Here is a 9,900-nt window from a genome sequence, read left to right as displayed (position 1 = left end):
TATCGTTTAGATTGAGGACACGCCCTAAATATTTTACCAATTAAGAATAAACCAGTGGATTATAGCTTAAGATTGGTTATCTTATTGTTTTAGGGTGCTAGAAATACTGTATATATGCTTTAAAATAAACACACCAACATAGGTTAACTAAACTTTATTATAGCTATAAGCAAGGTTTTAATGAAATGACAGCAACTACAGGTTGGCAAAGAAAAGTTGTTCTATTGTTTAAAAGCGAAAGAACTCTAAACGCCAAAAAAATTATTAATACATTCAACGATAAAAGCATAGATGAGATGAAGGCAACCATCATCACAGAACAAAGTTGCGATGCGACAGCATTAACTCATAAGCCCAAAGTCAAAGATCTGCAAACTCATTTGGAAAATTTAAAGCATCAGTTTATTGGACGATCTGAACTGTGTTTTTATCATGCAGCGCTTGTGGTATTATTGCGCCGTAAATACAAAGTAGAAGAAATATACAGTTATTTTGAGCAATTGTGGATAACGGAACATGAATACTTATTAAACCACCTATCGTTACGCTGGGTTGTATCGGCTTGTGACACCTTTATCGATCACACAAAAGATTCTGTAAGGGCAGCTATTTTGATGAATGTCATTACCTTGATGAATACTCTAAGAGTCTATGAAACCAAATATTTTTTAAAGTTACCTACCAACTCCGAATCCATGCCATTGATTGATGATAAAGTTACTCTGCTTTATTGCGGCGATATGCCTCTATACGATGGTCTTACTTACTTTCGTATCGGCACTGATGATAGTTTAAAAAACATGCGCAGTCGTTATGAGACGTTTGATAATATCGATAAATTAGCAACGACCATTCTACTTTCTGTTTTTGATAAACTACAGAACAATAATAGTGCTTTTGCTACTTTGCGATTACTACATAACAGTGGTAAGTCTAAATGGTGGAGCGATACCCACCCTTGAGATATTTAAAAAAATTATCCCTATTCAAATTTTATAGAGTAATCAATGCCTCCAACTTCTCAAGCTTTATCTTTTACCAATCTGAACGCCACAGATAACTTTCTCGTGTGTTGTTTTTATACCGCCAGCTATCGTGATCATGCGCAATCTTTGAAGCAATCTCTAGATGACTTTAATTTAAATTATTATTTTAAAGAAGTTGAGGACGCTGGTTACTGGGAAGCAAATACTCGCATCAAACCGCATTTTATTTTGGAATGCTTACAACAATTTCCAGATAAAAAAGTCTTATATTTAGATGCGGATGCGCTGGTGAAAAAACCTTTAGATTATTTTAATCATATCAACGCAGATGTTGCATTCTACAAAACCAAAGGTATGCCGGGCATGTCTCATGACTATCTGGCCAGCACCATGTTTTTCAATAATACCTCTAATACCACTAATTTCGTTAAACAATGGATCGCTGAGCAAGTAAATGGCAAGCGTACACAGGTCGATCAAGACAGTCTTGATATGGCTATGAATAAGCTTGGTGGCACTCTAACCGTTGAAGCACTCAACCCTGGCTATATTAAAATCTTCGATAAAGACTATGACGGTGACATTTATATTGAGCAATATCAAGCCAGCCGTGGTCAGACCAAACTTAAAAGACAAAGAATACGCTGGCGAAATAGATTTTTAATAGTTTCTATTATTTTGATAATATTACTAATTATCATCAAGATAATTAATTAATTTTACTTATATTAGGGCGTGTCCTCAATCGATCGCCATCTAATTCGGTTAAGAATGAAGACACGCCCTAACAATGTTAATAGTAAGAAAAGCAACAAAGCCAGAATGACACAGTAATATTAAACGCCATGTAAATTTGGGCTGGGAGATGTTTCAATAAAGTCTATATATTTTTTGGCGACCTTTACAGGAAGGAGAGCGTCATCAAATGCAGATTGAAACTGTTGAGGGTTATTCATAGCTTGGCTTAATTTGTTCGCAATAGCGTCAACATCTCTCATGGGCATCAAGTTATTTTTTGGTAATAACTCACTTGGCCCAGAGGGACAGTCTGTACTAATAACTGGCGTGCCCAGAGCCAAAGCCTCTGCTATAACTAAGGCAAACCCTTCCCAGTCAGAGGTTAATATTTTGAATTGCGCATGTTTTATATAGGGAAAAGGATTCTCACGAAACCCTAAAAACACTACCTTGTCTTCTAAACCAAGCTCCACGGCTAGACTTTTCATATCACTCTTACGCTTACCTTCCCCTAAAAGCAGTAAAGGCAGAGATTGATCTGTTTGAGCATAAGCTTTTAGCAGGACATCGTGACGCTTTGCTTCTTTAAAACTACCCACATGAATAATATAGTTCTGATATTCTGGGACAAATGCTTCAGCAAGTTTTCGGATGTTATCTCTATCAATCGGATTGTGGATAGCAGTCGTTGGCGTAATATTGCCAAAAGTTTCTATAAAGTCTGCTTCCACCCCTTTACTCACACATATGCAAGGATGCTTAGCGTATATGTTAATCATTCTCGATTTTGACTTATTGCCCTGATTCGCACGATCAAACTTATACAGTAGTGATAAAGTATTGTGAATGACATAGTTAATATTTGGCAACCTACTATAACTAAGAATACTATCCGTAGGCATAAGGTTAGATAGGATGATATCAGGTTGACCAATATTATTTAAAATATATTTATCGACAGCTCGCGCAAAAACTTTCTCACCACGCTTTGTTCCTAATATCATCTTATATGGCTTGAATTTGAGTATATGGTAGTTAAGATCTGGACTAAGCTCATACTCTACTAAAGGCTTAAACCTTAATATATGCACCTGATAACCTAACTCGTAAAACCCTTGTCCTAGAGTAAGAACCACACGCTCTGCACCGGCGCCCTGTAGACAGTTAATAACAAGTACCACTATTTTGGTGGGCTGCTTCATAAAGTATGACCTATGGATAATTGATTACTCATTGAGTAGGTAGCCTGACTACTACTTTATTAAATGAGTTAACGCTTAAAGATTTTTGAAAACAAGGATTTAGATTTTTTTGGTCGCGTTATTTTATTGCCTTTATAGCGTTGCTGAGTCTTTTTTGGAAAGCTACCAAAAGCATCAACTCTATAATCATCTAATTGATACCCATTGGCCAAGGCTTCACTATAATAACTATCAAACAATGCAGTCAAATCCTGTCTTGGATGGTCGATTATTTTACCATCAAACCAGTGTTCAAACCCTTCACTACTCACTCTTTCCAGTGAATACTTGTGACTAAACTGTGTGCCCATATCAGAATAGTGTAATATCTTGATATCCTCTATCGCTAGATCTTCCCCATCCACGCAGTTATAGCTGTCCTGATAAGGCTCAATTAAGTTTTGATTGTTTTTAAGCAACTTCATCATCTTTTTATGACTGTCAGGGTCCTGTCATAACTGTTCAATTGATGGGATAACTGTTTTTGCTTTAGCACAATCCCAAACGCAGGTACATAATCGCATCATATCCGCATAACTTTTCGCTGCTACTATTGATTGTCCTTCAATAGGATGTTCCCATAGTTTTGCTAAATCATCTAAAATGATAACGTCAGCATCCATATAAATGGCTCTGCCAGAAAAATCGCAATATTCGGGGATGGCCCAGCGAAAGCCTGAAAAAGGGGTTGCCCACTTAGTAGAGTTCCAACCTTCACCAGTTTCAGGGTTTGAGTACCAATAACTGCTAGGATCACGTGACATTTGCATCCAGACGATTTCGACGGGCGTACTGGTATGTTTGTGCAAACTATAATCTAAGACCATCATTTGTTCTAAATCACAGTTATTCGGGTCACAACCCACAAACACTTTGATAACCTCTTTACTCATAACGTATTCTCTTGAATTCATGACTGTAGTAAAAAACAAATATTAGGGCGTGTTGAACATTCCCAAATAGTCAGTACTATGGTCGAATGTTCAACACGCCCTAAATACCGTTTAATTATATAATGGTAATATTATATAGAGTTACCTGTTATGCCGTCAACCCGTTGCATATATATACTGCCCTAAGTACTGGCTTTAAATACAATCAACCATGAAGATAAAAAGATAGCCTTACTATGATTGATGTTAGACTTTATAATAGCGCTAAATTACTATAGCTGCACTGCCACACCAATCCTTTGCTATGTCATAGATAAGTACCATATTCGAGATGGACTTAAGACAACTGTAGTATAAAACCCAATAAACTATAAAAAGAGCGTAGACATGACCCCGTCATTTAACCAAAAGTCAGCCTCACACGCCAAGCGGCAAAAAGACAGTCTTCATAACGGTAACAATAGCTTGGATAGTAACCAATCAGAACAAAAGCAGTGGCGCTGGTTTGGTTTGTTTTTAATCGCTTACTTTGTTATTTGGTCTATCGCGCCTACCTTTTTCGCCAGCAGCGTACCGTTTGATGTCAGCGAAGGTATTAGTTGGGGAAGCGAATGGCAATTGGGCTACTATAAACACCCTCCTTTTTCGTCATGGGTACTATATAGCTTTTATCAGCTGTTTGGCCATATTGGTCCTTATCTGCTTAGCCAACTATACGTCCTACTCACTTTATTTTTTATCTATCAGCTAGGTAAAAAGGTCTGGTCACATGAAGTTGCGCTATTGGGCAGCGCACTAACCTTAGCAATCGTTTATTACACCTATCCCAGCCTAGAGTTCAATCATAATGTTGCACAATTTCCTATTTGGGCAGGGCTGTATTTAGTATTCTATCAAGCACTTACCCGTAATCGGCTCACAGACTGGCTACTACTGGGTGTGCTTGGTGGGCTCGGTATGCTCACCAAATACAGTGTGGTATTCTTATTATTGCCAATGGCGATTTACTTGTTACTACCAAAACAGTGGCCGCTGCTAAAGCAACCGCAGCCATGGATAGCTATTTTTGTGATGCTCGCAGTATTTGCCCCGCATCTATATTGGTTAGTGATGCATGATTGGTTGCCGCTCGGTTATGCTAATGGGCGCTCACATGATGTCGGTGAAGCCGCTAGTAGCGTTAGCCGCCATTTTAGTTGGATCAGTTTTATTATCGCTCAGCTCGTCGCACATATCCCACTATTATTAATACTCGCCCTTAATCGCAAACGCTTATTTGGTGTTAGCGCTTATAAGCATAGCCTGCCAGCAGGTGCTTCTCTACTATGGTATCTTTGGGCCGCTCCCATTGGTGTGCTAGTAGTGTTGAGCTTAGTATTCGGTGTTGGCTTGCGTGATATGTGGGGCATGCCAATGTGGGCGCTGTCTGGATTGCTAGCTGCCTCATTCGTTGTCCCAGCTACTCAATTATTGACAGCGACTAAACTACGTAAAGCCCTCGCTATTTGGCTGACACTAGCCACGGTACTGATGGTCGTATACGTGGGTTTTGGTGATAAAATACGTCATAAACCATCGCGTATGCAATGGCCTGAACAAGCGCTTGCTGGACAAGCTCAGGACACTTGGCAATCGCTGAGTAGTTGCCCACTCGATAGCGTCTCAGGTGACCGCTGGCTGGGCGCTTTAGTAGCAATAAATAGTGGGTTTCCATCACAAATGATTTCAGGTCCCGCCAGCCATTCACCGTGGATGAGTATTGAACGACTTCAAAAAAACGGCACCCTAGTCATGTGGGAAGACGGCGATGACGATATATTGCTGCCCTTACTGGATGAAATAACAGTGGTCGGTGACCATCAGGATAATAATGCAGCCAGCTCTGATCGACTAATAAAAAAACAAGGTCAATGGCAAATTTCATGGCGTGACCCTAAAGCGGATACACCGTTGACCGTAAACTGGACTGCTTATGTTCCTAGTCGCTGTGTTCAGTCGCCTCAATAAATTGCCCAGCAACCATACCTACTTACCAAAGATGATGAGTGTTTTATGCCACAAAACCAACCTTACTTATCGATCATCATGCCAGCCTATAATGATGCCGAGGCATTGCAAGCATTTTTGCCCGAAGTATTTGCATTTACCGCAGCGTTAAATCTGCCCAAAGAATATAAAATATCAGAACAACCAAAAGACAAAGTAACGCCCGCAAGCTGTGAAATTATCATCGTCGATGATGGTAGCCGTGATGACTCGGTTGCTGTAGTGACCAATCTGATAGCAACACTGCCTGAAAACACAACATTGCAAATAATACGTTTGTCTCGAAACTTTGGTAAAGAGCCTGCGCTCAGTGCTGGTCTTGCTCAGGCAGAAGGTGATATGGTGGCGATGATTGATGCGGATGGTCAGCACCCTTTATCAGTATTGGCGCAAATGTTAAATATGATTGAACAGTCAAATATTGATATGGTGGCCGGTATTCAGGCCAATCGCCCGCATGAAAGCCAGTTAGCAAAAACCTTCAAACGCAGCTTTTACCACTTTATCCAAGACCGCCAGCGTTATGAGATTCGCCCCAATGCTGGTGATTTTCGCGTGATGAAGCGTAAGGTCGTACAGGCATTACGCTCACTACCTGAGCGCCAACGCTTTATGAAAGGTCTCTACGCTTGGGTAGGCTTTAATACTGTCTACCTGCCCTTTACTGCTGATAATCGCGGCTCTGGTGAGAGTAAGTTTAACTTTGGTAGTCTTTTTGAATTGGCTTTGGTTGGCATTACTTCTTTTTCTCAAAGACCGTTACGACTCATATCACGCATGGGTTTTGTCGTCTCCGCTTTGGCATTTTTATACGGTTTATTTATTGTCATAGATACCTTAATATTTGGTAGCGATGTCGCAGGCTGGGCAACCGTAGCCGCTGGCATTATGTTTTCCACTGGTATCCAACTGGTCTGTATTGGCGTGATTGGTGAATATGTTGGCAGGCTGTATGAAGAGGTTAAGCAACGACCGCTATATCTCATTGATGAAACCATTAGTAGTAGCGAACTCAGTGATAGCGATAACCATGCTGATGAAGTCACGGACACCCCTACTAGATTTCTTGACAAAAAAACCTATGAATAAAAAACCAGCAACACCAACAGCATCCAAACAAGCCCTATGGTTTATAGCCGTTGGCGCTATTGCTGCATTGGTGCATTTTTTAGTATTGGTAAGTATTGTCAGCTTTACGCCCATGACCCCAACATGGGCGAATGTTATGGCATTTTTACTGGCCTTCATCATCAGTTTTTTGGGGCATTTTTATCTGACCTTCAACCCCTCGAGCCTACCTTTTTCAGATAATAAAAAGAACGATAATCAGAGCGTTAAACGTCCATCCTTGGCTGGCTCGTTACCAGTGCTAGCCAAGTGGTTTGCCAGCTCAATTATTGGATTTCTTGCCAATCAAAGCTTATTTGTTTTGGGGTTAAATTGGTTTGGTGAGCATTACTATATGTTGATATGGTTGGTAGTAACCGGCGTTATCACGGTGATGACTTTTTCATTAGGTAAACTTTGGGCATTTAAATCATGACGGCAATAAAAAACAACACACCTCAAAACCAGAACTCTCAAATATCAAATAGTGCACGCGCTATTATTATCAATGTCGATGATTTGGGTTTATCGGATGCAGTAAATGATGCGGTATTACATCTCGCTGAACGTGGGCGCATCGGTGCTAGTAGCTATATGGTAGGGGGTACTATCAGTGACAGTGAGATACAAACGTTAGCCGAATTAAATGTCGATATTGGTTTGCATCTGGATTTGACCGGAATATTCCCATCAGCGCTGCGCGGTTCTCTTAAGTCGCTCATTATAGCCAGCTACCTACGTAAAATTAATCCTGTACAAGTGACTGATATCATCAAAAAACAATTGGATGGCTTTGAAGACCGTTTTGGCCGTGCCCCTATTTTTGTAGATGGTCATCAGCATATTCATCAGTTTCCTATTATCCGTCAACGCTTAGCCAACGAGCTGAATGAGCGCTACGGTGGCGAAAACACCCAAGCTCATATTAGTGCGCGTACGACCACCCCGTTGGTGAACGATTTTAAGTCTTGGGTTATCTACACGCTAGGTGGCAATGCATGGCGCAAACTGTGCAAAGATAAACACATTGCAACCAACGATTATTTTGGCGGAATTTATGGGTTTGATGCTAACCGTCAAGAGTTAACAGCATTGTGGGATCAATGGTTACAGAGTGCACCGCGCACCGCTGATTTATCGCCTGCGCTCTATGCACAGTCATTTGCCATTGAACCGTTGGGCACTTATGCGCAATATGATACGACCACTCCCGCCATACATGCTGCGCCACTCTCACTGCCTACAGAATTGTCTACCACTCTTATTATGTGCCATCCTGCCATTCCTGATAACGGCTGGCAGGATGAAATTAAGACTGCACGAGAAATTGAATACAACTGGTTAATGAGTGATGCGTTTGAAGTATTATTACAGAAGCATGATGTGAGATTGGTACGCTGGTCAGAAAGTGTTTAAAAGCTATTTATTGCTATAGCCAGTCCTAAATAAAAGAAAGACAAGTATTATAACGTGCTACTGGGATGAATTTTTCTTGCTTGCTGTGCGCTTTGCACTCCAGAGGCTGCGAATAATTCACCCCAGTAACTCTGTACTCTTTCAAAATTGGATTAACTATATCTATATTAACCACTCGAACTCAATGGCTTTCTTTATAGTATAGCCAACAAAAAAGCCAAGACTATGACACAGTCTTGCCTTTTCTCAAACACCGATTAATATATAAATCAGTCAATAAAACTTAACCAATCCATATACTGCTCATTGCGACCGTGCACGACATCAAAGTATAAGGTTTGCAATTTTTCAGTCAAGGGTCCACGACTACCGTTACCGATAACCCGGTCATCATATTCACGAATAGGTGTCACCTCAGCCGCGGTGCCCGTCATAAAGATTTCATCTGCTAAGTAAAACTCATCACGAGTGATGCGGCGCTCAACAACCTTGATACCCAAGTCATCCGCAAATTCGATGATAGTACGACGCGTGATACCATCTAATGCACCGCCACCTAAATCAGGAGTATGTAACACGCCATCTTTTACTAAAAACAAGTTCTCGCCAGCACCTTGGCAGACATAGCCTTGTGGGTCCATCAAGATGGCTTCGTCATAACCATTACGCGTGACTTCTTGATTGGCCATGATAGAGACGGGATAGTTGCTTGAGGCTTTTGCCTTACACATAGTTACATTGGTCATATGGTGGGTAAATGATGAGGTTTTGACACGGATACCATTTTTGATACCTTCTTCACCAAGGTACGCGCCCCAATGCCAAGCCGCAACCATCGCATTGATGCTATTGTCACGTGATGACAGGCCTAGTTTTTCTGCACCCACCCAAATCAGTGGACGAATATAGGCTTCTGCGAAGTTGTTTTGCTTGACCACGTCTTTGTGCGCTTGCTCAAGCGTTGCTGCATCAAACGGCACGTCCATCTGAAAGATTTTTGCTGAACCCAATAGGCGCTCAGTGTGCTCTTTTAGACGAAAAATTGCTGTGCGATTGTCAGCCGTTTGGTAAGCACGGACGCCTTCAAACACCGCCATACCATAATGTAAGCTATGCGTCAGTACATGGACTTTGGCATCTGGCTGTTCAATCATCGTGCCATTCATCCAAAGCTTACCATCTTGTGTTGCCATGTTCATTTTATAATCCTTATGCTAGCACTATCGGCTAACTTTTTTAGGTATAGTCAACGCACTTGAAAATGGCCACAACATTAACCTCGTGCAATGTAATATTTACGCTCGGTTACCTTGTACCCACCTTAAACTGCTTCGACTAGAGGTTGTATTTAGTCGTATTTATCAACATCATATGATAACACCGCAGCGTCAATTTTTACTGCTAAAATACCGCTTCATTATTATTAATGACTGACGACAGTATTACCATGAGCAAGCGATTATATCACTGGCA

The 9,900-nt window shown here is 40.9% G+C and carries 8 protein-coding genes and 1 pseudogene; 6 read left to right on the top strand and 3 right to left on the bottom strand.

Annotation, left to right across the window (positions count from 1 at the left end):
* The first annotated feature begins 185 nt into the window (after positions 1 to 185).
* Entirely contained in the window at positions 186 to 962 is a 777-nt protein-coding gene (locus ACT3TU_RS05515) for a hypothetical protein (protein ID WP_444784119.1), read from the top strand.
* Between the two features lie 45 nt (positions 963 to 1,007).
* A complete protein-coding gene (locus tag ACT3TU_RS05510) occupies positions 1,008 to 1,703 on the top strand; it encodes a putative nucleotide-diphospho-sugar transferase (RefSeq protein ID WP_444784118.1) in 696 nt (231 codons plus the stop codon).
* A gap of 119 nt (positions 1,704 to 1,822) precedes the next feature.
* Here ACT3TU_RS05510 and ACT3TU_RS05505 read toward each other — a convergent pair whose 3' ends face one another.
* Both ACT3TU_RS05505 and ACT3TU_RS05500 read right to left on the bottom strand, forming a co-directional pair.
* Entirely contained in the window at positions 1,823 to 2,926 is a 1,104-nt protein-coding gene (locus ACT3TU_RS05505; RefSeq protein WP_444784117.1) for a glycosyltransferase, read from the bottom strand.
* Between the two features lie 68 nt (positions 2,927 to 2,994).
* Positions 2,995 to 3,858 (bottom strand): annotated as a pseudogene (locus tag ACT3TU_RS05500) (glycosyltransferase).
* 387 nt (positions 3,859 to 4,245) lie between these two features.
* On the opposite strand from ACT3TU_RS05500, the gene ACT3TU_RS05495 reads away from it, so the two are divergent.
* Genes ACT3TU_RS05495 through ACT3TU_RS05480 form a run of 4 tightly spaced genes read left to right on the top strand, consistent with a single transcriptional unit; the run spans position 4,246 to position 8,427 of the window.
* Positions 4,246 to 5,865 (top strand): glycosyltransferase family 39 protein, encoded by a 1,620-nt coding sequence (locus ACT3TU_RS05495; RefSeq protein WP_444784116.1) that lies wholly within the window; start codon positions 4,246 to 4,248, stop codon positions 5,863 to 5,865.
* Between the two features lie 45 nt (positions 5,866 to 5,910).
* Positions 5,911 to 6,993, top strand: a complete 1,083-nt coding sequence (locus tag ACT3TU_RS05490; protein WP_444784115.1) for a glycosyltransferase family 2 protein — start codon at positions 5,911 to 5,913, stop codon at positions 6,991 to 6,993.
* A complete protein-coding gene (locus tag ACT3TU_RS05485) occupies positions 6,986 to 7,447 on the top strand; it encodes a GtrA family protein (protein ID WP_444784114.1) in 462 nt (153 codons plus the stop codon). The genes ACT3TU_RS05490 and ACT3TU_RS05485 overlap by 8 nt, the downstream gene beginning before the upstream one ends.
* The gene (locus ACT3TU_RS05480) at positions 7,444 to 8,427 is read left to right on the top strand and encodes a ChbG/HpnK family deacetylase (protein WP_444784113.1); all 984 of its coding nucleotides are present in this window, start codon (positions 7,444 to 7,446) and stop codon (positions 8,425 to 8,427) included. The genes ACT3TU_RS05485 and ACT3TU_RS05480 overlap by 4 nt, the downstream gene beginning before the upstream one ends.
* Positions 8,428 to 8,696: 269 nt before the next feature.
* On the opposite strand, the gene ACT3TU_RS05475 is transcribed toward ACT3TU_RS05480, so the two are convergent.
* Positions 8,697 to 9,626 (bottom strand): branched-chain amino acid transaminase, encoded by a 930-nt coding sequence (locus ACT3TU_RS05475; protein ID WP_192523213.1) that lies wholly within the window; start codon positions 9,624 to 9,626, stop codon positions 8,697 to 8,699.
* Positions 9,627 to 9,900 lie beyond the last annotated feature (274 nt).

This window comes from Psychrobacter sp. AOP3-A1-26, assembly GCF_052378235.1.
GTDB lineage: Bacteria > Pseudomonadota > Gammaproteobacteria > Pseudomonadales > Moraxellaceae > Psychrobacter.
Note: the sequence above shows the minus strand (reverse complement) of the source record. Positions and strands in the feature narration are given on the sequence as shown.